Source organism: Jeotgalibaca sp. A127 (assembly GCF_052266745.1).
Classification (GTDB): Bacteria; Bacillota; Bacilli; order Lactobacillales; family Aerococcaceae; genus Jeotgalibaca.
Window position 1 is genome coordinate 1 of the sequence record NZ_JBQPRC010000014.1, and the last position, 25,356, is coordinate 25,356.

Below are 25,356 nucleotides of genomic sequence, written 5' to 3' on the forward strand. Positions count from 1 at the left end.
AAGCTCAAGGTGTCGGCGGTTCGATTCCGTCCCAAGCCACCATGGAGGGGTAGCGAAGTGGCTAAACGCGGCGGACTGTAAATCCGCTCCTTCGGGTTCGGCAGTTCGAATCTGCCCCCCTCCATTACATTTTATCCATAGGGGTATAGTTTAAAGGTAGAACTACGGTCTCCAAAACCGTCAGTGTGGGTTCAATTCCTACTACCCCTGTTTGGATTATGGCGATTGTGGCGAAGTGGTTAACGCACCGGTTTGTGGATCCGGCATTCGTGGGTTCAATTCCCATCAGTCGCCCCATTTTTGGGCTATAGCCAAGCGGTAAGGCAACGGACTTTGACTCCGTCATCGTTGGTTCGAATCCAGCTAGCCCAGTTTTTGATTATGGCGGTATAGCCAAGTGGTAAGGCACAGGTCTGCAAAACCTTCATCACCGGTTCAAATCCGGTTACCGCCTTTCCCTTCAGGGATGAAAACTTTGCAAATAATAGCATGCCGGCGTGGCGGAATAGGCAGACGCGCTGGACTCAAAATCCAGTGCCCGCGAGGGCGTGCCGGTTCGACCCCGGCCGCCGGTATCTTAAAAAAAGACCAAAATGAACTTTTCATTTTGGTCTTTTTTTGTTTTTTTCTTTATTTGAAAATATATTCATTTATAATTAGAGTGAAAAAGGAGAGTACACTGATGATAAAAAGAAACCTTTTTTTATTGGGAACGTGCACTATGCTATTGAGCGGCTGTGATGGTGGGACAACTGAAGAAGATGTAGAAGAATCAACAAAATCAGAAACTTCGTCATTAGCTCACTCATCATCTGATTCTAAAGAGAGTGGCTTATTGGTTAGCAGAGAAGTAGAAATCTTGGAATCTATGTCACTGGAAGAGAAAGTAGGCCAACTTTTCTTAGCCCGTTATCCTGACGTTGAGGCTATTGAATACGCTATAAATTATCATTTAGGAGGTTTTATTTGGTTCGGTAAGGATTTTAGCGAGAAAACTCCTGAAGCTGTTATAAACGAAATTAAGGCGATTCAGGAGGGTGCAGATATCGATTTATTTATGGCCGTTGATGAAGAAGGTGGGGATGTTACTCGGATTAGCTCTTATCCGCAATACCGGTCCAGTCCTTTTTTATCTCCTCAGCAAGTGTTTGGGGAAAGTGGCTGGGAAGGGATTGAATCTTTTGCTCTTGAACAAGCTTTATTATTGAAAAGGTTACAGTTCAATCTAAACTTGGCACCTGTAGTGGATATCCCGAATAGCCCAGAAGATTTTATTTATCACCGGGCTTTTTCCACTGTTTTAGATGAAGTTAATAAATTCACTGAGACCTTTGTTTCGGTATACAACAATGAAAATATGGGAACTGTCCTCAAACACTTCCCGGGATATGGCAGTAATATTGATACTCATACAGGTGTCGCGTATGATAATCGTTCTTTAGATGAATTGCGGCAACGCGACTTACTCCCATTCCAAATTGGGATTGATGCGGGAACTGAAGGTGTGCTTGTCTCACATAATGTTATAACAGAAATTGATCCTGACTGGCCAGCTACGCTTTCTCCTGAAGTCGTTCATATTCTTCGGGAGAATATGGGATTTGATGGTATCATCATAACCGACGATTTGGTAATGGAAGGATTACAGGCTTTTGCGACTCCGGAAGAAGCTGCCATCCTGGCTGTTTTGGCTGGTAATGATGTCTTAATTAGCTCTGACTTCATCGTGCAAATGTCAGCCGTTCTTTCCGCTGTTGAAGAAGGACGCATATCTGAAAAACGCCTAGACGAATCTGTATTGAGAATTTTAAAAGTTAAGCAGCAGCTTGGCCTCTTACAATAGTTTCATGATGTGGTACACTATGAAAAATGATTTCAGAAATGAGGATAAATGATGAAGGCAATTATAACTGTTACTGGAAAAGATCACAAGGGTATCGTTGCATCTGTGAGTACAAAACTGGCGGAAGTAGATGTAAACATTCTTGATATTTCCCAAACTTTGATGGAAGAGTATTTTACGATGATATTATTAGTTGATTTTTCTGCATCTCCATACAGTATTGCGGAAGTTCAAAATCAAATGGAAGAAATCGAAGAAAAACAACAATTAGTCATTCGCATTCAGTCAGAAGCAATTTTTAATGCAATGCATACGTTATAAGGTGGTTGATAAAATGAATCGACAAGAAAATATCCTGGAAACAATTCAAATGATTGCAGAAGATAAGCTTGATATTCGGACTATCACTATGGGTATATCGTTACTCGACTGTGCCGATTCTGATGGTGAGAGAGCACGAGAAAAAATTTATAACAAAATAACGCATTACGCGGAAAATTTGGTTGCAGTTGCAACTGATATCGAGCAAGAGCTGGGTGTTCCAATAGTTAATAAACGAATCTCAGTAACGCCAATTTCTTTAGTAGCAGGTGCTTCGGATGATAAAGACTATGTTGCTTTTGCTAAAACGCTTGACGCTGCGGCAAAAAAAGTTGGTGTTGATTTTATTGGCGGCTTTAGCGCTTTAGTGGAAAAAGGTTACACGAAAGGGGACCGTATTTTAATCGAATCGATTCCCCAAGCTTTGGCTCAAACGGATATCGTTTGTTCTTCAGTAAATATTGGATCCACTAAAGCCGGTATAAATATGGACGCTGTGGCCCAAATGGGAAGAGTCGTAAAAGAGACGGCAGAATTAACGGCTACTACCGGTGGCCTTGGGGCTGCAAAATTAGTGGTATTTGCCAATGCTGTTGATGATAATCCCTTTATGGCAGGAGCATTCCATGGTGTAGGTGAAGCGGATGTGGTTATCCATGTGGGCGTAAGTGGCCCGGGCGTAGTAAAAAGAGCTTTGGAAAAGGTAAAAGGCCAACCGTTTGATATAGTCGCAGAAACAATAAAAATCGCTGCCTTCAAAATCACCCGTATGGGCCAGTTGGTTGGGACTTTGGCAGCAGAACGACTAGAAGTACCGTTTGGAATTGTTGATTTATCTTTGGCACCGACGCCAGCTATCGGGGATTCTGTTGCGCGAATTCTTGAAGAAATGGGATTAGAACGCGTCGGTACCCATGGAACGACAGCTGCTTTGGCAGTATTAAATGATGCAGTCAAAAAAGGCGGGTTAATGGCATGTGGCCATGTCGGTGGTTTATCCGGCTCTTTTATCCCTGTTTCCGAAGATATCGGCATGATCGAGGCGGTGGAAGTGGGATCGATTACCATTGATAAATTGGAGGCAATGACAGCTATTTGTTCAGTAGGCTTGGATATGGTTGCGGTCCCCGGTAAAACAAGCGCAGCCACGCTTTCAGCTTTGATTGCGGATGAGGCGGCTATTGGAATCATGAACCATAAAACAACAGCTGTTCGGATTATTCCTGTACCGGGGATGGATGTAGGCGATGAAGTTGAATTTGGTGGCCTATTGGGGCGTGCCCCCATTTTGGCAGTCAGCGAATTTTCTTCCGAGGACCTGATTGCACGGGGTGGACAAATTCCTGCACCTTTACATTCATTTAAAAATTAATAATTTTAAAAGCAACTAGTGGCAAAATTTGCCTGCTAGTTGCTTTTTTTAGTGATTTGAAAGTTAAAGATGCGGTCTTCATGGTTCCCCTCTGAAAGGTAATTTCTTTCTATATAGGTAACATTATTGTGCCAGTCGACCAGCAAAAGGGTAGTGGATTTGGTTCCGAAGTGTTCAGTTTTGATAAAATTAGCGGAAGCTTTTCGTCGGATTTCCAGCGGTAACGGAGCCTCGGGAAGTTCACTATCGGGAGCAGGGGTTTGGTCCATCATCATCGTAAACAAATCTTGAATATAGTCATGATCAGTTTGGATAATAATATCAAGTTGTTGCCGCGTATTATTAACTTTAGGCCAGGGTGTATTGAGGGTTGCGTTACTCAGACTATGGGTTCCAGCATCAAGTTTAGTGTAATGGTTATCCTTGGAGTTATAGTGATAAAGTATATCAACAGAACCCAGTAACACATTGAAAGGTTGGTAATCATCTTTAGTGGCTATTAATTGCTTAATAAATTTAACCGGGTCTTGATTCTTGGATAAATAATCAATCAAGATTTGACCACGTGACTGCTTGTTTTTTTCCGGTTCAGTAAATTCTTCACCATGGCAGTTTGTAATAGCTGCAACTTTTCCTTGTTTGGTAATACCAAACCAAGTACCATTTGCTTCGAGATCTTTACCCGCTAGTAAGCTTGGATACTCTGGCCAATAGTCAGCGCCTACTGTTGGCCGATTATAGGATTCATCGCGATTGGCTGCAAGAATCAATTTGTAACGCTTATGTTGCCCATAGCGGAAGGTAATCAAGCACATAGTGAACCTCCTTTAAGTCTTTTCTAGAGTATAGCACCACAGCAAAGAAAAAACAGCGCAGAAGCGCTGTCTAAGCTTTTTTCATATAAGTATAACCACTATAAAAAATGATTGAACAAGCAATCAGAAACAGTGGAACGAAAGTTGGATTTGAAACAACCCCACCCGTCACAATAATTATTGAACCCAAAATTCCTAAAAGCGGAATGATCTTATTTTTGCTCAATTGGAATACTTTCATATAGAGCCAGATGTAGGTGATATAGCTGAAGACAATCGCAATTTCACTTACGTCTCCTCCAGATAATACGCCAAGTTTTTGAGTCAAATAATGGATAACCATCCAACCAACTGAAATAGAGATGGATAAAACTGCTGCTGAAGGCGAAAGTTGTGTTTTGTCATTGATTACTTTAATTTTATCACTCTTTGGCAGCATTCCTTTTGTGGCCATGGACTGGGGCATACGTAAAACGCCTAGCACTAGACCGTTGACGACTCCCAAAACAGCAATCAAAATAAAGGAAAGAATGAGCGTGCCACCTTGTTCACCGAATAAGATTTGCCCTATTTCATAAATTGTATTATCTCTATGTTGGAGGATGTATTCGGGCCCAACAATGGCAACCATGCCAAGGAAATAAGCTAGATAAACACCTAATACAATCAAGGGTCCGACAGTTAAAGCAATGGGCATGTTACGCTTGGCGTCTTTGACCTCATGCGTGATGCTTGTAGCCACGACCCAACCGTCGAAAGAAAAGGCTGTTGCTGGTAAAGCGGCTAACCAACCCCATCCGACTTGATCAAGCGGAACAATCAAGGTTTCGCTTGTGACTGGAACAGGGGCTTTCCAAAAAACACCGACAAGACCAATTCCAATCAAGGGAATTAATTTCATGATGGTTGAAATATTTTGGAAACGACCACCCATTTTTAGGGAAAAATAATTTAAGGCGAAAAAGAAAATGAGATAGCCAAGAGCAATCAGAGTTTGCAATTCTAAATTATTTGGCAGACCAAACAGCATAGTCGTATAGATACCAGCCACCCAACTGACGACAACCGAAATGGAAGGATAGTAGGCAAATATTTGAAACCACCCAAAACCAGCCGCAGCTTTATCGGAAATAAATTCTTCAAAGTAAGCGAGAACCCCACCCCTGCGGTCTGTTCGGGCAGCAAGTTGCGATAAGGTGATGTTTCCAAAAATTACACAAAACGCGCCAATTCCAAATACCAAAACACTTAAACCAACGTTACCACCTGTGAACCCAAGGATATCATCGGCTTTGAAAAAGATCCCTGACCCAACGAGAATGCCAACTATCATCGAAATAGCAGTTCCAAGTCCATAATGTTTATTTTCTGAATCCAATCAAAAGCTCCTTCGTTAAACGTAGTAATTTGCTTAATGATTATACTACAACTAGCTCTTTAAATGTTAATTTCAAGAACATTTAAAAAACACTTGTAATATTTAATTTTTAGGAGTATGTTAGAAAACATAACATAGAATGTGAGAAAAATTTTGACGCCTGAACAAGAATGTTTTATTCTTTATCGTGTTCAATCAATTAATCGATATTCGGGCAACTAACTATGATTATTTTCAAGCAAAGGCGTGGTGAAATGAAAGAAAAAGAGTTGCGTCGTTCCATGGCGGTTTTTACAATTGGCACCGTCATGAAGTTGACCGATTTGACGGCTCGCCAAATTCGGTATTATGAAGAACAACGATTGGTCGAACCCCAAAGAACAGAAACGAATCGTAGAATGTATTCATTAAACAATGTAGATCGTCTCTTGGAAATAAAGGATTATTTGGCAGAAGGATTGAATATGACAGCCATCCGCCGAATATATGAAGAAAAAAACCAGAAAACGAAAAAACCACAAGAGAAGCGCGAGCAACATCTTACTGATGATGATGTGCGACGTATTCTATATAAAGAGTTACTGAATACAAGTAGTTTTAACCCGAATGATTTGAATAATTGGAACAAAAATCTGTAAATAAAAAGAGGGAATATGTATGCCAAAATTTATGCGTGAAGATATCGTCAGAATAGCCAAGGAAGAAGATGTTCGCTACTTACGTTTAATGTTTACTGATATTTTAGGAACAATCAAAAATGTGGAAGTTCCTATTAGCCAATTAAGTAAAGTATTGGATAACAAAATGATGTTTGATGGTTCATCGATAGAAGGTTTTGTGCGTATTGAAGAAAGCGACATGTACTTATACCCTGATTTGGATACTTGGCTTATTTTCCCGTGGGATGCTGAGCAAGGAAAAATTGCACGCTTAATTTGTGATGTATATAAACCCGATGGTACACCGTTTGCGGGAGATCCTCGCAGTAATTTGAAACGTGTTTTAAGTAAAATGGAAAAATTGGGCTTTACAGAATTTAATCTAGGGCCAGAACCAGAGTTCTTTTTATTCAAAATGGATGAATTTGGTAAACCAACATTCGATTTGAATGACGAGGGTGGCTACTTTGACCTTGCTCCAACGGATTTAGGCGAAAACTGTCGCCGTGAAATCGTTTTGGAATTAGAAGCCCTTGGTTTTGAGATTGAAGCGAGCCACCATGAAGTAGCGCCGGGACAACATGAAATTGATTGGAAATATTCAAATGCTATTGAAGCGTGTGATAACATTCAAACTTTTAAACTTATTGTTAAAACGGTAGCACGCAAACATGGTCTGCATGCGACATTTATGCCAAAACCTGTTTATGGCATTAATGGATCAGGAATGCACTGTAACATGTCTCTCTTCACTCCAGAAGGAAATGCATTCTTTGACCCTGAAAGTGAAAGCGGCTTGAGTGAAACAGCTTATAAATTTATCGCAGGTTTATTGCATCACGCGAAAGCGTATACTGCTATCTGCAATCCTATAATTAATTCCTATAAACGTTTGGTACCGGGCTTTGAAGCACCTGTCTATATTGCTTGGAGTACACAAAACCGGTCACCATTGATTCGTATCCCTGCTTCCCGTGGCCTATCCACACGAGTTGAGTTGCGTAGTGTGGACCCGTCCACAAACCCTTACTTGGCACTGGCTACTCTGATAGCTGCCGGACTGGATGGGATTATCAATGACTTAGATGTTCCAGCACCGATCGATCGCAATATCTATGTGATGGATGCGCAAGACCGTCACGATAACGGTATTTATGATTTACCTAAGAATTTAGGAGATGCTGTTGAGGAGTTGAAAAAAGATCCGCTTATTCTAGATTCCTTAGGAGAGCATATCAGTCGTAGCTTTATCGAAGCGAAAGAAATCGAAGTTGCGACCTACATAAGCCAAGTTACCGACTGGGAAGTCAGTCAATATTTGCGTGCTTACTAAAAAAATTCCCTCATCATTTAAATGGTGAGGGAATTTTTTTGTCTCTATTTGAAAACGGTTGCTTTGTTTTTAAAACAGTTTTTTCGAGAAATGATGTTATAAAATATGACATTAAAATGTAATGAAATATTTGCCCGTTTATTTTCATCGTTTTATAATCTGTCGAGAGGTGATGCTTTTATGATTAAACTGGAAAACATCAATAAATATTTTGGCGAACATCATGTTTTGAAAGATGTGAACCTTACTGTCCAAGAAGGTGAGAAACTTGTCATTATCGGACCTTCAGGGTCAGGGAAAAGCACAACGGTTCGCTGTGTCAATTTTTTGGAAGAACCTACTAGCGGGGCCGTTTATATTGAAGGTAAACAACTAACAACAAAAAATAAATTAGATATTGTAAGAGAATCGTCCGCGATGGTATTTCAACAATTTAACTTATACCCGCATATGACGGTGTTAGAAAACCTAACGTTGGGCCCGATTAAACTACAAAAGAAATCACGACAGGACGCTGAAGAACTAGCACATCATTATCTGAACGTCGTTGGTTTGAGTGAAAAAGCCCATGTTTATCCGTCCACTCTTTCTGGCGGACAGCAACAACGGGTTGCCATTGCGCGAGCACTCTGTTCCGAAAAAAAAATATTCTTGTTTGATGAACCAACTTCTGCCTTGGATCCGGAAACGGTTCAGGAGGTGTTGGATGTGATGATCAAGTTATCCGATTTGAATATCACAATGATTGTCGTGACACATGAAATGGGATTTGCACGAGAGGTAGCCGATCGGGTCGTCTTCATGGATCAAGGTCAGATTTTGGAAGAGGGTTCTCCACAACATTTCTTCGATAATCCTACTCATGAAAGAACAAAGGCATTTTTAAGTAAAATATTACGCTGAAAAATCAGCTATCCAAGGAGGAAATATTATGAAAAAGCATTTATTGAAAGGTCTACTACTATTAACAACGTTTACCTTAGCAGCTTGTTCCGGAGAAACGACGGCGGATTCTTCTAGTCAAACCACCGTTGATTCTATCAAGGAAGCGGGCGTTTTACGTGTTGGGGTAAAAGAAGATGTTCCGAACTTTGGGTTACGTAATACAAGCACCAATGAAATCGAAGGCTTCGAAATTGATTTAGCCAAGAAGGTTGCGGAAGAAATTCTGGGTGATCCAGAAGCAGTGGATTTTACGCCCGTTACAGCGAAAACACGTGGCCCTCTCGTTGACAATGGCGAAGTCGATATGTTGATCTCAACTTTCACAATTACGGATGAACGAAAAGAAACCTATAACTTTACTGAGCCTTATTTCCAAGATGCTGTTGGAATCCTGGTTAAAAAGGATAAAGGTTATGAAAGCCTGGCGGATATGGATGGGGCGACCATTGGGGTAGCACAAAGTGCGACAACTTCTGGCCTGATTGATACGGAAGCAGAACCATATGGTATTTCTTTAAAGTATTCGGAGTATGCTACTTACCCAGAAATTAAAGCAGCTTTGGATTCAAATCGAATCGATGCTTTCAGTGTGGACCGTTCCATACTAAATGGTTATGTTGATGATTCAACTACTATTTTTCCTGATCGTTTTGGCACACAGGACTATGGTGCCGTTACAAAGAAAACGAACACAGAATTAGCTGAATACTTGGATGGTTTAATTTCTGGCTGGTTGGAAGATGGTACAATCGATGCAATGGTCGAGGAATGGGGCTTGAGTGAATGAGAAGCTCAAATCCATTTGCATTTTGGCGCTTTGAGGCCCTCTTTGAAAATAGTGAACAATTTATAGGAGGGTTCTTCAGGACGATACTGATAGCTGCCTTGGCTCTTGTATTGGCCTTGGCAATCGGGGTTATGATAGGTTTATTTTCAACTTCAAAAAATCGTTTCCTTAAAGTATTCGCTCGTATTTATGTCGAATTTTTCCAAAATATTCCTTTAGTCATTTTGATATTTTTTATGTATAACGGGCTGGCGATGGCTGGCCTCGTTATGTCTGAATTTACAATTGGTGTGGTAGGGGTAGGCTTTTACCATGGTGCTTATATCGGTGAAGTGGTCCGTGCGGGCATCACTGCTATTCCTAAAGGTCAAACGGAAGCTGCCTATTCACAAGGATTTGACTACATCCAAACCATGCGCTACATCATTTTGCCACAGACGGTTAAAATTATCTTACCACCGCTTGCCAATCAGGCGGTTAACCTGATCAAGAATACGTCGGTATTAGCCATTATAGCCGGAGCTGATTTGATGTATTCGGCAGATTCATATGCTTCATCAAGCTTGAACTATGGACCTGCCTATTTAGTAGCCGGTCTCTTATACTTTTCTTTATGCTATCCGTTGGCAGTGTTTGCTAAAAGGTATGAAGAAAAATTGAAAAATAAAGATATAGTTACTGTCACACCAATCAGTTTACCGGAGGTGATTGAATGATTGAAGCCATCCAACGTGTATTTTCTCCGGATAACCTAGGCTTTTTGATGGATGGATTGAAGCTCACGTTTCTCATTTCCATTTCTGTGATTATGGGTTCAATTATTTTTGGAACTATCCTGGGCTTGTTGCGTCAATACAAAGTGAAAGTTCTTAGTAGACTTTCCAGTGCTTATATCGAAATTTTTCGAAATACGCCTTTGTTGTTGTGGATGCTAGGGTGTGCCTTCTTGATTCCAGGGAGCACGGTCACAGTAAAAGGCTCATTCGCTTTGTTCCTGTATACATCGGCCGTTATTGCCGAAATTGTACGAGGAGGATTAAACGCACTAGAAAAAGGCCAATTTGAAGCGGCTTATTCACAAGGTTTTTCTTTTATTCAGACACTCATTTATATCATTTTGCCGCAAGCCTTTAGACGCATTGTTCCGTCGCTTTTGTCCCAAGTTATAACGACCGTAAAAGACACGTCTTTTTTAGCAGGGTTGGGTATTATGGAACTAACGCGAAGTGGACAGGTCGTACTGGGTCGCGCTACCCAGTCAGTAGAAGTATTTTTATTATATGGATTTTTAGGACTTACTTATTTTACAGTATGTTTCTCATTGTCCTTGTTGGTTCGCTATTGGCATAATAAAGAATCGGCATGACCGACTTTCAGACAATCAAAAAGCGTTAGCACACTCCTGTGTACTAACGCTTTTTTGTCATAAATCTTGGTCACTTACTTTAAAAGTATCGCCATTTTCTAAATCGCCTGTTTGAAAACCTTTAAGAAACCAGCGCGTCCGTTGCTCAGATGTGCCGTGCGTAAAGCTATCAGGCACAACATATCCCTGTGCGGCTTTTTGAATTCGGTCATCGCCGACTGCCGAAGCTGCGTTCATCGCTTCTTCAATGTCTCCTTCTTCCAAGTAATCAAAATCTTGTACATGATGTGCCCAAACACCCGCGTAGTAATCAGCCTGGAGTTCCATTCGTTTTAAGTAGTAGTTAAACTCTTTCTCACTCATTTGTCCACGCAATTCTTGCACTTGTTGCGATACTCCGAGCAAGGTCTGTACATGATGGCCCACTTCATGAGCCACTACATAAGCCATGGCAAAATCTCCTGGAGCCTGGAATTTTTTTGACAATTCATCATAGAAGCTCAAATCAATATATAAATTCTGATCCCCAGGACAATAGAAAGGTCCTGTAGAAGACCCGGCGACCCCACAAGCAGATTGCACACTGTCGGAAAAAAGTACCAAAGTTGGTTCTTCATATTCAGCACCATACTCGGTAAAAACTTGGTTCCACACAACTTCTGTATCCGCTAAAACAACCCCCACGAAATCTGCTAGTTCCTCTTCCTGAGCCGTTCCTGTATACGAATTGTTCTGGCCTGGTGCATTCGCATTATTATTGTCTGTAATGATTGAAGGATCCCCGCCCAGTAACGTAAAGATTAGATAAAAAATCAAACCAATACCACCAATTCCACCACCGATCATTCCACCACTCATGCCACGACGGTCTTCAACGTTGGAACTTGATTTTCTGCCTTTCCATCTCATTTTTTCTCCTCCAATCTGTTTCCCATTTTGATTTAAGTTTATCAAAGCTACACTGAAAATACCTAATGATATGCCACATATCTTAGCCTTGAGATGTGCATATAAAAATAGGAAAGATACTGGGACGCCTTTTCCCAGTATCTTTCCTATTTCATTTTATTAACCAAAAGATAACACCAATACTGCTGCTATTATGAAAGCATAAGACAAACGTTCCAAATTTTGTTTTTTCTCTGGGTTGATGGTAATACCTGCCCGTTGTTGTTTAATGATCCATAAATTGATTCCAAGGCTAATTAAAGAAATCAAGATAGCTAATGTATATTTCGTCAATTCTTTTCCTCCTTCTTGATCATGTCTAGATGTGGAATGTTATCTTCTAAATAAACCTCAGAAACTGGTTCAAAGCCCAGGGAAGCATAGAATTTTTGTAAATAGGCTTGAGCTTGCACATGGATATTTTTGCCAGGATAAGATGATTGGCAAAAACGAATGGCTTCAGTCATTAATTTTCGGCTTAACCCTTTTTTTCGAAATTCTGGATGCACAACCACACGGCCAATATGAACAACATCTTCATCCGGTATAATACGGGCATAGGCATGTATATCCTTATCAAAAAGATGAATGGACTGTAGATCCAGCTCATCAACTTCTTGATAAGCACATGCTTGCTCCACCACAAATACTTGGGTCCGCAGATAATAAATTGAATGGAGTTCATAAACAGTTAACGCATCAAATGATTTAGTATTCCACATGTCGCATCCTCACAATCTTAGTAGTTTTATATATTATAGCAAAAAACAACGCTGAGCATCTGCTCAGCGTTGTTTCCTCATTAAAGTTTAAAAATTGATGACCCAATCCAATTCTGAAACCGGAATTAATGGTAAGTCTAAATTCAGTTCTCTGCATTTATCTTCATATTCCTTCCAGAAATAAGGACCTTTAACATTTTCTATTTGACGGTCAATAATAAAATATTCATTTTTTTCTTTGCGTTCTTTTTCCAAAACAATATACTTATCATTCCAATTCAAGCAGACGAAGTAGCCGGCGATATTTCCAGTAGGATAGCGGTATGAAGTCGGCAGATGGAAAAGATTTATACCTGAGGCGCATTGACGCAGGAATAAATTTTCGCCTATTGGGATTTTATACTTTACCGCCCGTGCTAATTCAGGAAATAGTAACTGATTCTTCTCCATTTTTTTCACCACCTTTATTAACTTATAATAGCTATAACTACAACTTATGAAACGCTTTCAAAACGTATGCAGTTAGTATAATGGCTTTCAAAAAGAAAGTACAGTTTTTTAACTGTTTTTTATGAAATTTAATATTAATGTAATAATATCTCGGGAATGTACGTTTTTGGGTAATTCATTCTCAAAATTAAATCGAAATATTACAAAGGCTATTGTTTTACAAAAGTCTTGTTTTTGCTACAATACAAGTATGAGGGAGCGCTTTCTTAATGTGCTCCTTAAGCGTACTAATAGTGTGCCAAACGAAGGAGGAAATCACATGAAACAGTTAAACAAATTTCCAGACCAAGAGCTCTTGAGCGCAGAAGGCCCGTTCGTTACGATATACCAATCTGCGGATCCCACGCAATTAGCCATGGATGCTGAACAGATTAAATTCAAAAATCTTATTAGAAAAGCGCTAGATCAAGTTAATGATGACAAACTTCGTAAACAATTGGAAGACATTCCCAATGATAAACAATTTTGGGCAGCAGGCCGGAGTGGTGTCGCATTTTTTATCACACCTAACCAAACTTTCTTCTATGAAGTGAGTTCCAAATTGCAGGATTTTGTTTCATACGGTGAAAGACCGAACATTTTACCCCTGATTGAAGATTTCCAATATATTGAAAATTACCATCTTTTATGTTTAACCAACCGCGAAATGAAGTTATATGCCGGTAGATTGGATTCGATTGAAAGAATCGAATTACCAGCAGATGCTCCAACAACACTTACCATTGCACTAGGTGACGAATTAACACGTNTATGAAGTGAGTTCCAAATTGCAGGATTTTGTTTCATACGGTGAAAGACCGAACATTTTACCCCTGATTGAAGATTTCCAATATATTGAAAATTACCATCTTTTATGTTTAACCAACCGCGAAATGAAGTTATATGCCGGTAGATTGGATTCGATTGAAAGAATCGAATTACCAGCAGATGCTCCAACAACACTTACCATTGCACTAGGTGACGAATTAACACGTGGAAAACAATTAAATGTTGGTGGTGGCGCAGGTAACATTCATGGTGTGAACGATAAAAATAATGAACTTGAAATTGACCAAGAAAATTATTTCCGTGTCGTTGATAAGTATGTAATGGAAAATTTCAGTAATCCAAATCAAACGCCATTAATATTGTTTGCTTTAACGGAAAATCAAGCGGTCTTCCGTAACCTATCAAAAAATGGGTGCTTGCGTGATGAGCGAATTGAAAGTTCACCAACCTCATTGACAGATAATGATATCAAGAAAGAAGTTGGGGAATTAATTGCGAATGTATTACGGAACCGCCATAGTGAAATTATAAGACGGTATGAAGAAACCACCCCCCAATACAAGTTGGGAGACCAATACCAAGATTTAACAACGGCAAGCCTAGAAGGTCGAATCGAAGTCCTATTCCTTGAAAAAGATTCAAAAGTAACGGGTACGATCGATGATGAAGGACAACTGGGTTATGAAGGAAACGAAAACTTCTTCAACCAATTAGCACTAAATGTGACCCGTACAAATGGGAAAGTATATGTGTTAAATCGTTCTCAAATGCCGGGACTAAAGGACGTAGCAGCGATTCTACGCTATTAATAAAATAAAAAATTCTGCCACTAGTTGGCAGAATTTTTTGGTTTATAATGTTCTATTTCTGTAGTAAGTGCCTTTTTTAAGTTATCGTCTTCAAATGCGTCCAGCATTTTGAGGCCTTTTTTTGTGTCTTCCTCCCAGGAAGCGTCATGTAATAACCGCAAAGCAATACCTTTGCGAATGTAGACAATAGCCAATAAACGATAATTATTTTTTTGTTTGAATCGTATGATTAATTCTTCCAAATTTTCTAAAGCTAATGAATAATTCCCGCTACGAATAAGTAATAATGTTAGGTTGGTTTGGATATTATCCGCTAAAACGCGACTTTCCCGGGTTTGATAGTCTTTTAACTGTTGGACAATCCGTTCGGAAATATTCAAGGCTGTCTCCGTAGGAAAGATGAACAGAATAGCATTGATTAACCGAATTTCCATCATATACCAACGATCAAACTTCTCTAGTCGTTTCCAGACTTTGTTGGCAAAGATAGAAGCCTGTTCATAGTCGCGTTTCTTGGAAATAAGGATAAGAGCCTCACAAATATAAGAGATATCCTCGATAATATAATCCTGTTTATCTAATAAATAGTGATTAACTTCTTGGTGGATGGTAGTGAGGGCGGCTGCATCGTTATAGTTTATTAAGAAAAATTCCTCAATTAATGCATCCCGTGGATCAGGTTCCTCATCCAATAACATTTGGAATTCATATTCACTGACATCAAGTCGACTTAATATTTTCACAAATTTATTATAAGTCAGGTCGATAACACCGCGCTCTAATTTAGAATAAGCAGACTGTGAAATAATACCTTCCGTGACAAACTGTTGTGTGTATTTTTTATTTTGGCGGATTTTTTTTAAAATTTCACCTGTTTTTCTGGTTTGATCTGTAGATTTAACCACATAAATCCTACTCCTTTTTAAGAAATAGTCGTATTTGACTATTTGGTTAGAAAAAGAAACTTCTGTTATATAATAAAGCCAATTAGTCCAATACCCGTAAGGGAGGAAGAAATAATGAAGAATCTGGTTAAAAAAGGCAAACGTTTGGTCGCTTTTATCGCAGTATTTACTTTGTTCACTTCCCCGTTGTTATTAAGCAAAAGTCCTGTCACTACGACACAATCATTAGGAGACGTTTGGTTAATCGGTGGTGAATAAATAATTCATTCACTTCCTAATTTCTGCTAAACGAAAAATGGCATAAGTTTAGATTGAAGTTCTTAAAAGGTATTGTAACTGAAAGTCCACGAAAACAAAAGTCGCAAAGGAGGGATGTAAAATGAGTGCTGAGTATCTAGAAGACAAAGAATTTGCAAGTGACCAAGACCCGGTTGAACTATTACCAACCCTGACCAAAGAAATCCAGGACAGTTTAGAGAGTACGATTAAAAATACCAATAGCAAACTCCGCGAACTGATAAAGAATGGTTACTATAACCGCGTCAGCATCACCTTCCGCTGCCAGGTTTATGAAGCAATTTTATTTTTCGAAGCGACAATGGAAGATTTGAGTGTTTTGTCAGCTGTTGGGAGACGCACACTCTTCTGTTATATGGAAGAATTTAATCAGATTGCACGAACAGCTACTAGTTTAAATACGTCACTTCGTTTCTCGTGGAAAACAGACTCTTATCCAGATGATTATTCATCGGAATGCTTTTTAGTCTTATCAAAGGTTTATCGCGAACTGGCAAATATGTTCGAATCTTTGGAAAAACTTGAGGACATATCTGGATTACTGGAAAACAAATAGAGAGAAATACATAAAGTACGTTGGATAAGGTAAGGGAGACTAGGCTTGCCTAGTCTTTTTTAATAATTAAAGATAAGGACTGGATAGAAATGAAATATTTACAAAAAAGATTGAAAGAAAAACCCTTTTCTTTTTTCGTTGGTTGGATTGGAATCGTCATTATACTTTTGAATAATCAGTTTTTCCAAGGCCGCTTTCTATATTCAGAAGATTTTTCTTTTCTGACGAGCAATGCTTCGGGAATCATCTTTTTTATGTTCTTCTTATTATCTGCTATTGAAATCATTAACTTTGATATTAGAGGGAAAGATGACGGCCATAAATAACAGACCTAACAATTAGCACGACCACTTTTTAGTGGTGTGCTATTTTTTGTGTTCGTATTTTAGGTAGCGCTTCCTTTGTGTTATCCTTAACATTAAGAGTAAGAGGTTTCTTTGGATATTGTTGTTGGTAGCTATTGGAATTTTTGGCGCCTGGGGTGGTCCAATTAATCCATCGGGATACGACTCAAAGGAGGAAAAAAAATGACACAGTGGTTTTTTGCAATCTTGGGATTAGTCGTGTTTGCCTGGAGTTGGTCCAAAATGGGCGGAATTATGGAAGAATGGAAAGATAAAGGTAAGAAGTGAAACTGTATTATCTAAAAGAGCAGTGGTAAAATATTCATAAATAAAGGAGGCTCATTATGAAACAATTTATTTTAGAAAAGCATCAGACAGAAGCCGTAGAATCTTTGAAGACCATTCTATCTTATCCTTCCTATTTACAAGAGGATGATGAGACGCCTTTTGGGAAAGATATTCAGGCTGTTTTGGAGAAAACGTTGGAGATTACTGAAAGCTTAGGATTTCGTACTTATATCGATCCAGAAGGCTACTATGGCTATGCAGAAGTCGGTGAAGGCGAAGAACTATTTGCAGTATTGTGTCACTTGGACGTTGTACCACCTGGAAATCTGGAATTATGGGAAACTCAACCATTTGAACCCGTCATTAAAGATGGCTTTATCGTTTCACGTGGAACAGAGGATGATAAAGGTCCAACGATAGCGGCTCTTTACGCAGCCAAAGCCTTGATGGATGCTGGCGAAATTTTTAATAAACGCATTCGTTTTATTTTTGGTGTGGATGAAGAAAACCTCTGGCGTTGTTTGGCACGTTATAATGAGCTCGAAGAAAAAGCTACCATGGGATTTGCACCAGATTCAACTTTCCCAGTAACTTTTGCGGAAAAAGGCTTATTGCAAGTTAAGATGCGTAGCCAAGAAAATTCAAATTATACACTGAAAGCTGGGGGCGCCATGAACGTGGTTCCGGAAGATGCAGCTTATACAGGGGAGTGGGCCGATGCAATTGCAGCTGAATTGGACCGTTTGGGATATGCTTACGAACGTAATGGCGAAACCGTTAATGTAAAAGGTAAATCCGTCCACAGTAAAAATGCCCCTGAAGGCATCAACGCGATTGTGCGTTTAGCGAAAGCAATTGGAGCAAATGACAATAACAAAGTATTGGCGTTCTTGCGTGATGTTATCCAAGAGGATGCACGTGGTTTATCAATCTTTGGGGAAGTCCAGGACGAAGCATCCGGTATTTTGACCTTGAATGCTGCAACACTAACAATTGAGGGCAATGAAACGGTACTGGGAATTGATATCCGTTACCCTGTTACCATTGAAAAAGATTTTATCGTGAAAAAACTCCAGACAGCTGCAGAAAAAGCAGACCTGGTTTATGAAGAGTACGATTATATTGCTCCTCTTTACGTACCATTAGACCATCCGTTGGTGAAGAATTTGATGGCTGTCTATCAAGAAAAAACGGGAGATATGAGTGAGGCACTAGTGTCAGGTGGAGCAACATTTGCCCGTACAATGGATAATTGTGTCGCATTCGGAGCACAACTACCGCATGCAGAGGCCACTCTGCATGGACCGAACGAACGCATGGCCTTGGCTGATCTCTACCAAGCGATGGATATTTATGCGGAAGCATTGTATCGTTTAACGTGTGAAAAATAGAAAATACGACATTCCCCTTTAATCGGGCGGAATGTCGTATTTTTTTATTCGGTCCTGCTGCGAGGCTCATTTAAATTATATTTGGAAAAATGTGCTGACAGATTTTGATTAGTCGTACTTTTTCCAGTCGTTGAGGCCGTTTCAGATTGCATTTGGACTGAAGTAATATAGTCCGTTTTTTTGTCCAAGGTAATGGTGACATCATACTTCGTTCCCGTTACAGGGAATTGTTGAACCAAATCGGAAAGCTCGCGGTTCAATGCTTCATCATAGCCAGAGTAAGTGATGATATACTCTTTGTCTGTTTCAGCTACTGTCCCTTTGCTTTCAAAAAGGGTAACTAAATTAACAAATGTCTCATAAGGGTAGACGGAAATACTTGAGAATAAAGGATCCGGTGTGGCAGAAGCGACCCATGTATCATTATTCTTTTTCTGATAGGCCCCTTCATCTGAAGCATAAATCGATGTCTTATAGGCTTCGAGGTTTGTTCCTTTATTTACTCTTTGACCATAAGCAAGATTTTCTTCAGGGAAAATGGTTGCTTCAGTAATAGCATATGTACTTTCAATAGTATTTTCTTTTGTTAAGGTTTCTGTTTCAACGGAAATGACTTGGTGGTAGTTTTCAAAATCCTGGGAAGCAGTCAAAGCTGTTTCAGTTTGAATATCTGTCGCAAGGGCGCGTTGACAAGCTGATAGTGTGACTGCTGCTGGTACGATAACAAATAAAAAACGTCTAATACTCAAATCGCTTACCTCGCTTTTCAACATTCTTCTATATTATTCTACAGAATATTGAACACTTTTGAAAGCCTTTTTTTCAAGAAAATTATAAAGAAATCCGCAATCACCGAAATGAGTGCGGATTAATCTGGTTTATCTCGTTTTAAGCTTCTTTTTCGAAACCAAAATATTCTTTCTCGAACTTTTTAGTACTGCGGACGGTATCGAATTGGCGAACCAATTTTTCAATTTGCTCACGGTGATCGCGGAATTTAGGAGGTAATGCCAATGTTTCTCCCAATATTTCGTATGATTCTTCATCATCGATAAAGCCGGGTTCATCTGTTGCGAACTCGAACAAGATACCGTTTGCTACTGGAGAATAAAGGGATTCAAAGTAGAAGCGATCCACATACCCGGATGTCGGGAATTGGTAACCTTGTAAGCGATCAATCCATTTATCCAATTGCTCACGGTCTTTCACACGGAAAGCGATATGATGAACAGAACCATATCCTTGCTGGGCACGACCCAAGACAGTATTGTGTTCAATAATGATGGAAGCACCATTTCCACCTTCACCGGTTTCAAAGTAATGCAGGTTGCCTTCTGTTTTTGTTTCGCGGAACATCAATACCATTTCCAGTACTTGTTTCAAGAATTCAAATTCTGCAACCCGGATCAAAGTTGTTCCGAGCCCATGGATACCGAATTCTGTTGGCACAGGCCCATTAATCCAAGCGGTACCTGGTGCAACGCCTTTATCATTCTCATCGGAAATCAATTGCATTTGTTGGCCATCGAAATCTTCAAAGTTGATGACTTTAACGCCAAATTGTTCAGTGATACCGGAATGTTTCACATTAAAGTGATCAAATCGTTTCATCCAATACTCCAAAGCCCGGTCGTTAGGTACACGTAAACCCGAACGATATATTTCGTTGTTTCCACGTTGTGCTTTTGGGATGTTTGGGAAATCAAAGAAGGTAATATCTGTTCCAGCATTTCCGCGGTCATCGGCAAAGAAGAGATGATAAGTTTGAATATCATCTTGGTTAACAGTTTTCTTAACAAGGCGCATGCCCAATACATTCGTGAAAAAATCATAATTCTTTTCGGCAGAACTTGTAATGGCAGTTATATGGTGAATTCCAGTAAGTGGTAAAAGTTTAGTCATAATTAAGTAATCCCTCTCTTTTTTCTTGTTTTCTATCGACAATCAAAGTATATCTCGAATTCGAATTAATTGCAATTATTTTTATTCGAATCCGAGATAGTGCTTAAAATCGCAATTTTTCAACAGAGTGGTTATAATAAAGTAACTGGTTTAAAAACCAGGACGCAATTATTAAATCTGAAGAAGGTGCATGAACATGGTTGAAAATGGATTGATGATGCAATACTTTGAATGGGAATTGCCAAATGATGGACAGCTGTGGAAGAACCTGAAAGAGGATGCTAAGCATCTAAAAGAATTAGGCGTGACCGCAGTCTGGCTTCCACCTGCTTATAAAGCAACCGGGCAGGCCGATGTAGGGTATGGAATCTATGACCTCTATGACTTGGGTGAATTCGATCAAAAAGGTACAGTGCGAACTAAATATGGCACGAAAGAAGAATATCAAGCAGCTATCGATGCTTTACATGAACAAGGTCTTTTTGTTTACGCTGATGTGGTATTGAATCACAAAGCCGGAGCAGATGGAAAAGAACGTTTTATGGCCTACGAGGTAAACCCGGATAATCGCCAAGAGAAATTAGGTGAACCTTATGAAATTGAAGGTTGGACGCAGTTCAACTTTGAAGGTCGTGGGGGAAAATATTCCGATTTCAAATGGAATTGGCGCCATTTTTCTGGAACAGATTTTAATGCCGAAAATGATAAAGAAGCAATTTATATGATCAAAGGGTTTGAAAAGGGTTGGAGTGACGACGATACGGTCGATAATGAATTTGGTAACTATGATTATTTGATGTTTGCAGATATCGACTATGAAAATGAGGAAGTCGTCAAGGAAGTTTTGAAATGGGCTGATTGGTATATCAATGAAACGGGTGTGGATGGTTTCCGTTTGGATGCCATTAAACACATTAACTATAATTTTGTAAAAAACTTCGTTAATACCGTGCGTAAAAACGACAGACCCGATTTCTTTATAGTAGGGGAGTATTGGAAATCTGATTATGAATCAATTCAAGATTATCTTGAAGATACAGATTTTACGCTGGATTTATTTGATGTTGCACTTCACTATAGTTTCCATACGGCTTCTAAACAAGGAAGAGATTATGATTTACGGAACTTATTAAAAGACGCCTTGGTTGCTAAAAATCCAACGCACTCGGTGACGTTTGTGGATAATCATGATTCTCAACCCGGACAAGCGTTGGAATCTTTCGTTGATGACTGGTTCAAACCGCTGGCGTATAGTTTTATTTTATTAAGGGCAGAAGGTTTCCCATGTTTGTTCTATGGTGATTATTATGGCATTCAGGGCGAGAATCCGATTGAAGGAAAGGCCGATGCTTATCTGGATGCTTTACTATATCTACGCCGCAATCATGCCTATGGAACACAAAACGATTATTTCGATCACCCTAATTGTATTGGCTGGACCCGTGAAGGGGACGCAGAGCATCCGTATGGCATGGCGGTTTTGATGTCAAATGGCGATGATGGTGAAAAAGTGATGCATGTTGGAGAACAATATGCGGGTGTTACTTTTGCAGACTATTCCGGCAATCGCGAAGAAAAAATCGTAATAGATGAGGAAGGAAATGCAACTTTCTTGGTAAATGGTGGTTCTGTATCCGTTTGGGTTCAAGATGGCATTACGCCTGAAGAAGCGTTTCATGAAAATAAAGAATAATTCCCATAACATTAGAAAAAGGCGATCCGTTAGGATCGCCTTTTTCTGGTGGAGGATGGTATATCATTAAGAAAATAGGGATAGTAGATTAAGGAATTGTAATGACATTTTCAGATTCTTTATCAAAGAAATGAATCTTATTCATGTTAAATGCCAATTCAATTATAGAACCTGGTTCATGGTAGTCACGTGCGTCTACACGGGAGATGAACTCAGTGTCACCAACTTGTGAGTAAAGCATTGTTTCTGCACCTAGTAGTTCAGAAACGTTTACTTGTGCACGCACAGTCGATCCAGGATTTGCGTCGATTACAACTTGTTCGGATTGAATATCCTCTGGACGGATACCAAAAATAACTTGTTTGTTGTTGTAACCTTTTTGTTCCAAGACTTTACGTTTACCAGCCGGAATCGTTAGTTCCAAACCTTTACCATCAGAAATGACGCCATCATTCAATGTAACATTGAAGAAGTTCATCGCTGGCGATCCGATAAAACCAGCTACGAATAAGTTTACTGGTGTATCGTAAACTTCTTTTGGAGAGCCGATTTGTTGAACGAAACCGTCTTTCATAATAACGATTCGGTCCGCCATGGTCATTGCCTCTGTTTGGTCATGCGTTACGTAAATGGTAGTTGTATTCAAGCGGCGGTGTAATTTCGCAATTTCCGCACGCATCGCAACCCGCAATTTCGCATCCAGGTTTGACAAAGGTTCATCCATCAAGAAGACTTTAGCGTCACGCACAATCGCACGACCCAGCGCAACCCGCTGACGTTGTCCCCCAGAAAGAGCCGCTGGTTTACGGTCTAGATATTCCGTCAAACCAAGGATTTCTGCTGCGTTGTCAACCCGTTGTTTGATTTCTTCTTTTTTGTATTTACGTAATTTCAGACCGAAAGCCATGTTATCAAACACGGTCATATGTGGGTATAAAGCATAGTTTTGGAAAACCATTGCGATGTCACGGTCTTTAGGTGCTACATCGTTCATGACCGTTTCGCCGATCTTCAATTCACCTTCTGTGATATCTTCCAATCCCGCAATCATACGAAGCGTTGTTGATTTACCACAACCGGATGGACCAACAAACACGATAAATTCGCGATCTTGGATATGTAAGTTAAAGTCTGTAACAGAATAATTTTCTGCATTATCATATTTTTTATGAATCTCATTTAATTGGATTTCTACCATAATTTAATCCCGCCTTTGTTGAATGTTTTGTTTATATTTACAATCTTAAATGAAAGCGGATTATTAAGCCAAGTCAAAATGCCTGAATGTGGAAGCGTTTTTTTGTGCACATTGACGAAAGCCTTTTCAAAAATGGGAAATGTAGAACTTTCAAGGTTTTATTAGACGATATATGGTAAAATCGTACTAATATACAGGTTGGAAAGGGAGATTAAATGCGTACAAGAGGGTTTGAAATTGTTTCTAAATATGAAGGTCAAGGTTTGCAATTACCAAAACGGGCAACCGTTCATTCTGCGGGATATGATTTTGAGGCATCAGAAGATACCGTTTTGCCATCCATCTGGAATACGTTCTTCAAACATGATCGTAACGCTCCAGTTAAAGGCATCACTCCCGTATTGGTCCCAACTGGAATCAAGGCTTATATGGAAGACGATGAATATCTACAACTTACGAACCGTTCCAGCAATCCCATCAAACATTTTTTGATATTGCCAAATGGTGTAGGCATTGTGGATGCGGATTATTACGGGAACGAAGATAACGAAGGCGAGATTTTCTTTCAATTATTGAATTTTGGTTTGCGGGATAAGGTTATTAAAAAAGGGGACCGTATCGGTCAAGGCATCTTTTTGAAATTTCTGAAGGTGGATAATGAAGAAGTGTCAAAAAACAGCCGTAAAGGCGGATTTGGTTCTTCAGACGCACATTAATTCCAAATTATATGGTTGTCTACTACTTGAGTTGGTGAGTTATATGCTAAAATAGCGTTATATCCATCGTATTATTGAAGGAGTTTAATGAATGGCAAAAAAAAGGATTAAATATGTCTGCCAAGCATGCGGGTATGAGTCACCGAAATGGTTGGGCAAATGTCCGAATTGTGGCGCATGGAATCAAATGGAAGAAGAAAAGGAAATCGCGGCTTCTGAAAAACACCAGCCTCGAGTCAATTTTTCAGGTCAGACAGCTGAGGCTGTTTCTATCCAGAATATTAAGATAGAAGATGTTCCACGCATTCCAACCGATATGGAGGAAGTTAACCATGTCTTGGGTGGCGGTATTGTGCCAGGATCACTTATTTTGATAGGTGGAGATCCAGGGATTGGTAAATCGACACTCCTGCTTCAAGTTTCAGCACAAATAAACAATAAAAACATTCCCGTTCTCTATGTTTCTGGTGAAGAAAGTGCCAGTCAAATCAAATTGCGTGCCGAACGTCTAGGTGTTAAAGGGTCTGATTTTTATATTTATCCCGAAACGGACATTGATGCAATCGCACAGACCATTGAACGTTTGAAGCCAAAACTTGTTATCATCGACTCGATCCAGACCATGATTAAAGCGGATAATGACAGTACGGCTGGTAGTGTCTCGCAAGTGCGGGAATCGACCCAAGCCTTTATGCGAATTGCAAAAACAAATAATATCTCCATTTTTATCGTTGGTCACGTGACCAAGGAAGGGAATATCGCTGGACCCCGTATGCTGGAACATATGGTAGACACGGTTTTATATTTCGAAGGTGACCGCCACCATACATTCCGGATTTTGCGGGCTGTGAAAAACCGGTTTGGTTCGACCAATGAAATTGGCGTTTTTGAGATGGCACAAGGTGGCTTACGGGAAGTTTCCAATCCATCAGAAATGTTCCTGGAAGAAAGACTGGCCGGTGCATCAGGTTCGGCGGTGGTTGCTTCCATGGAGGGCACGCGTCCCATTCTGGCGGAAATCCAATGTTTGATTACACCAACGGCTTTTGGAAATGCACGCCGGACATCAAGTGGTTTGGACTATAACCGCGTTTCATTAATCTTGGCGGTTTTGGAAAAACGGGCTGGCCTATTGCTGCAAAATCAGGATGCCTATTTCAAATCTACCGGTGGGGTCCGTCTGGATGAACCCGCTATCGATTTGGCAATAGCAGTCAGTGTCGCCTCCAGCTATTATGACACTGAAACGGCAGCAACGGAATGTTTTATCGGTGAAATCGGTTTGACCGGTGAAGTCCGGAGAGTGAACCGGGTGGAGCAACGTGTCCATGAAGCTGAAAAATTAGGATTTAAACGGGTGTATTTACCCAAGAACAATATGTCGGGATGGGACCATCCAAAAGGAATTGAACTTATTGGCGTTGCAACGGTTTCGGAAACGTTACGCAAAGTCTTTCCAAATCGCAGATAAAAGAAAGAGAGGAGGAATA

The 25,356-nt window shown here is 39.9% G+C and carries 28 protein-coding genes and 6 tRNA genes; 24 read left to right on the forward strand and 10 right to left on the reverse strand.

All coding sequences use genetic code 11. The annotated features are described in order from the left end of the window. Positions 1-43: 43 nt before the first annotated feature. The 9 genes from ACTVAI_RS10635 (at position 44) to ACTVAI_RS10675 (ending at position 3,536) form a co-directional block, all read left to right on the forward strand. Positions 44-124: transfer RNA gene (locus ACTVAI_RS10635), tRNA-Tyr, on the forward strand. Between the two features lie 15 nt (positions 125-139). Continuing rightward, positions 140-210, forward strand: a tRNA-Trp gene (locus ACTVAI_RS10640). An 11-nt stretch (positions 211-221) separates the two neighbouring features. Continuing rightward, positions 222-297 (forward strand) — tRNA-His (locus ACTVAI_RS10645). Positions 298-301: 4 nt separating this feature from the next. Beyond that, positions 302-372 (forward strand) — tRNA-Gln (locus tag ACTVAI_RS10650). An 11-nt stretch (positions 373-383) separates the two neighbouring features. Beyond that, positions 384-454: transfer RNA gene (locus ACTVAI_RS10655), tRNA-Cys, on the forward strand. Between the two features lie 37 nt (positions 455-491). Further along, positions 492-575 (forward strand) — tRNA-Leu (locus tag ACTVAI_RS10660). 107 nt (positions 576-682) lie between these two features. Next, on the forward strand, positions 683-1,843 hold the full coding sequence (locus ACTVAI_RS10665) for a glycoside hydrolase family 3 protein (protein WP_443486635.1): 1,161 nt from the start codon (positions 683-685) through the stop codon (positions 1,841-1,843). A gap of 51 nt (positions 1,844-1,894) precedes the next feature. After that, a complete protein-coding gene (locus ACTVAI_RS10670) occupies positions 1,895-2,164 on the forward strand; it encodes an ACT domain-containing protein (protein WP_443474278.1) in 270 nt (89 codons plus the stop codon). Positions 2,165-2,177: 13 nt separating this feature from the next. Beyond that, positions 2,178-3,536: a PFL family protein gene (locus ACTVAI_RS10675; protein ID WP_443486636.1), complete on the forward strand. Its 1,359-nt coding sequence runs from the start codon at positions 2,178-2,180 to the stop codon at positions 3,534-3,536. A 35-nt stretch (positions 3,537-3,571) separates the two neighbouring features. Here the strand turns inward: ACTVAI_RS10675 and ACTVAI_RS10680 are convergent, their stop codons facing one another. Beyond that, positions 3,572-4,351 (reverse strand): NRDE family protein, encoded by a 780-nt coding sequence (locus ACTVAI_RS10680; RefSeq protein WP_443486637.1) that lies wholly within the window; start codon positions 4,349-4,351, stop codon positions 3,572-3,574. Positions 4,352-4,421: 70 nt separating this feature from the next. Beyond that, positions 4,422-5,729 carry an APC family permease gene (locus ACTVAI_RS10685; protein ID WP_443486638.1) on the reverse strand — a complete coding sequence of 436 codons (1,308 nt, stop codon included), beginning with the start codon at positions 5,727-5,729 and terminating at the stop codon, positions 4,422-4,424. 254 nt (positions 5,730-5,983) lie between these two features. Here ACTVAI_RS10685 and ACTVAI_RS10690 point away from each other — a divergent pair, with 254 nt between their 5' ends. The 6 genes from ACTVAI_RS10690 to ACTVAI_RS10715 all read left to right on the forward strand — a co-directional run bounded on the left by ACTVAI_RS10690 (position 5,984) and on the right by ACTVAI_RS10715 (position 10,819). Then, positions 5,984-6,367 (forward strand): MerR family transcriptional regulator, encoded by a 384-nt coding sequence (locus ACTVAI_RS10690; protein WP_443474274.1) that lies wholly within the window; start codon positions 5,984-5,986, stop codon positions 6,365-6,367. A gap of 19 nt (positions 6,368-6,386) precedes the next feature. Continuing rightward, positions 6,387-7,721: a type I glutamate--ammonia ligase gene (gene glnA / locus ACTVAI_RS10695; RefSeq protein WP_443474273.1), complete on the forward strand. Its 1,335-nt coding sequence runs from the start codon at positions 6,387-6,389 to the stop codon at positions 7,719-7,721. Positions 7,722-7,901: 180 nt separating this feature from the next. Then, positions 7,902-8,624: an amino acid ABC transporter ATP-binding protein gene (locus tag ACTVAI_RS10700; RefSeq protein WP_443486639.1), complete on the forward strand. Its 723-nt coding sequence runs from the start codon at positions 7,902-7,904 to the stop codon at positions 8,622-8,624. Between the two features lie 28 nt (positions 8,625-8,652). Beyond that, positions 8,653-9,453 carry a transporter substrate-binding domain-containing protein gene (locus tag ACTVAI_RS10705; RefSeq protein WP_443486640.1) on the forward strand — a complete coding sequence of 267 codons (801 nt, stop codon included), beginning with the start codon at positions 8,653-8,655 and terminating at the stop codon, positions 9,451-9,453. After that, positions 9,450-10,169, forward strand: a complete 720-nt coding sequence (locus tag ACTVAI_RS10710) for an amino acid ABC transporter permease (protein ID WP_443486641.1) — start codon at positions 9,450-9,452, stop codon at positions 10,167-10,169. Before ACTVAI_RS10705 ends, ACTVAI_RS10710 begins: the two co-directional genes overlap by 4 nt. Further along, positions 10,166-10,819, forward strand: coding sequence for an amino acid ABC transporter permease (locus tag ACTVAI_RS10715; RefSeq protein WP_443474269.1), 654 nt, complete (start codon positions 10,166-10,168; stop codon positions 10,817-10,819). Before ACTVAI_RS10710 ends, ACTVAI_RS10715 begins: the two co-directional genes overlap by 4 nt. Positions 10,820-10,876: 57 nt before the next feature. Here ACTVAI_RS10715 and ypfJ read toward each other — a convergent pair whose 3' ends face one another. The 4 genes from ypfJ to ACTVAI_RS10735 all read right to left on the reverse strand — a co-directional run bounded on the left by ypfJ (position 10,877) and on the right by ACTVAI_RS10735 (position 12,939). Continuing rightward, complete coding sequence (gene ypfJ / locus ACTVAI_RS10720; protein ID WP_443474268.1) at positions 10,877-11,728, reverse strand: KPN_02809 family neutral zinc metallopeptidase; 852 nt, start codon at positions 11,726-11,728, stop codon at positions 10,877-10,879. 159 nt (positions 11,729-11,887) lie between these two features. Then, a complete protein-coding gene (locus ACTVAI_RS10725) occupies positions 11,888-12,061 on the reverse strand; it encodes a hypothetical protein (RefSeq protein ID WP_443474267.1) in 174 nt (57 codons plus the stop codon). Then, a complete protein-coding gene (locus ACTVAI_RS10730; protein WP_443474266.1) occupies positions 12,058-12,489 on the reverse strand; it encodes a GNAT family N-acetyltransferase in 432 nt (143 codons plus the stop codon). The genes ACTVAI_RS10725 and ACTVAI_RS10730 overlap by 4 nt, the downstream gene beginning before the upstream one ends. A gap of 87 nt (positions 12,490-12,576) precedes the next feature. Next, the gene (locus ACTVAI_RS10735) at positions 12,577-12,939 is read right to left on the reverse strand and encodes a hypothetical protein (RefSeq protein ID WP_443474265.1); all 363 of its coding nucleotides are present in this window, start codon (positions 12,937-12,939) and stop codon (positions 12,577-12,579) included. Positions 12,940-13,354: 415 nt separating this feature from the next. On the opposite strand from ACTVAI_RS10735, the gene ACTVAI_RS10740 reads away from it, so the two are divergent. Beyond that, positions 13,355-13,753 (forward strand): baeRF6 domain-containing protein, encoded by a 399-nt coding sequence (locus ACTVAI_RS10740; protein WP_443486654.1) that lies wholly within the window; start codon positions 13,355-13,357, stop codon positions 13,751-13,753. A 13-nt stretch (positions 13,754-13,766) separates the two neighbouring features. Then, positions 13,767-14,576, forward strand: a complete 810-nt coding sequence (locus tag ACTVAI_RS10745) for a baeRF6 domain-containing protein (RefSeq protein WP_443486642.1) — start codon at positions 13,767-13,769, stop codon at positions 14,574-14,576. A 20-nt stretch (positions 14,577-14,596) separates the two neighbouring features. Here the strand turns inward: ACTVAI_RS10745 and ACTVAI_RS10750 are convergent, their stop codons facing one another. Next, the gene (locus ACTVAI_RS10750; protein ID WP_443474263.1) at positions 14,597-15,481 is read right to left on the reverse strand and encodes a helix-turn-helix domain-containing protein; all 885 of its coding nucleotides are present in this window, start codon (positions 15,479-15,481) and stop codon (positions 14,597-14,599) included. 114 nt (positions 15,482-15,595) lie between these two features. On the opposite strand from ACTVAI_RS10750, the gene ACTVAI_RS10755 reads away from it, so the two are divergent. The 4 genes from ACTVAI_RS10755 to ACTVAI_RS10770 all read left to right on the forward strand — a co-directional run bounded on the left by ACTVAI_RS10755 (position 15,596) and on the right by ACTVAI_RS10770 (position 18,357). Beyond that, positions 15,596-15,739 (forward strand): hypothetical protein, encoded by a 144-nt coding sequence (locus tag ACTVAI_RS10755; protein WP_443474262.1) that lies wholly within the window; start codon positions 15,596-15,598, stop codon positions 15,737-15,739. 121 nt (positions 15,740-15,860) lie between these two features. Next, positions 15,861-16,334, forward strand: coding sequence for a hypothetical protein (locus tag ACTVAI_RS10760; RefSeq protein ID WP_443474261.1), 474 nt, complete (start codon positions 15,861-15,863; stop codon positions 16,332-16,334). Between the two features lie 89 nt (positions 16,335-16,423). Continuing rightward, on the forward strand, positions 16,424-16,660 hold the full coding sequence (locus ACTVAI_RS10765) for a hypothetical protein (RefSeq protein ID WP_443486643.1): 237 nt from the start codon (positions 16,424-16,426) through the stop codon (positions 16,658-16,660). 362 nt (positions 16,661-17,022) lie between these two features. Next, positions 17,023-18,357 (forward strand): M20 family metallopeptidase, encoded by a 1,335-nt coding sequence (locus ACTVAI_RS10770; protein WP_443474260.1) that lies wholly within the window; start codon positions 17,023-17,025, stop codon positions 18,355-18,357. A 44-nt stretch (positions 18,358-18,401) separates the two neighbouring features. Here ACTVAI_RS10770 and ACTVAI_RS10775 read toward each other — a convergent pair whose 3' ends face one another. After that, complete coding sequence (locus tag ACTVAI_RS10775) at positions 18,402-19,106, reverse strand: DUF6612 family protein (protein WP_443486644.1); 705 nt, start codon at positions 19,104-19,106, stop codon at positions 18,402-18,404. Positions 19,107-19,245: 139 nt separating this feature from the next. Then, the gene (locus ACTVAI_RS10780; RefSeq protein ID WP_443486645.1) at positions 19,246-20,259 is read right to left on the reverse strand and encodes a ring-cleaving dioxygenase; all 1,014 of its coding nucleotides are present in this window, start codon (positions 20,257-20,259) and stop codon (positions 19,246-19,248) included. A 196-nt stretch (positions 20,260-20,455) separates the two neighbouring features. Here ACTVAI_RS10780 and ACTVAI_RS10785 point away from each other — a divergent pair, with 196 nt between their 5' ends. Beyond that, positions 20,456-21,952 (forward strand): alpha-amylase, encoded by a 1,497-nt coding sequence (locus ACTVAI_RS10785; RefSeq protein ID WP_443474257.1) that lies wholly within the window; start codon positions 20,456-20,458, stop codon positions 21,950-21,952. Between the two features lie 88 nt (positions 21,953-22,040). Here the strand turns inward: ACTVAI_RS10785 and ACTVAI_RS10790 are convergent, their stop codons facing one another. Then, entirely contained in the window at positions 22,041-23,150 is a 1,110-nt protein-coding gene (locus ACTVAI_RS10790; protein WP_443474256.1) for an ABC transporter ATP-binding protein, read from the reverse strand. A 215-nt stretch (positions 23,151-23,365) separates the two neighbouring features. Here ACTVAI_RS10790 and ACTVAI_RS10795 point away from each other — a divergent pair, with 215 nt between their 5' ends. Together ACTVAI_RS10795 and radA are read left to right on the forward strand one after the other, a co-directional pair. After that, the gene (locus tag ACTVAI_RS10795) at positions 23,366-23,866 is read left to right on the forward strand and encodes a dUTP diphosphatase (RefSeq protein ID WP_443486646.1); all 501 of its coding nucleotides are present in this window, start codon (positions 23,366-23,368) and stop codon (positions 23,864-23,866) included. A gap of 91 nt (positions 23,867-23,957) precedes the next feature. Further along, on the forward strand, positions 23,958-25,337 hold the full coding sequence (gene radA, locus ACTVAI_RS10800; RefSeq protein WP_443474254.1) for a DNA repair protein RadA: 1,380 nt from the start codon (positions 23,958-23,960) through the stop codon (positions 25,335-25,337). Positions 25,338-25,356 lie beyond the last annotated feature (19 nt).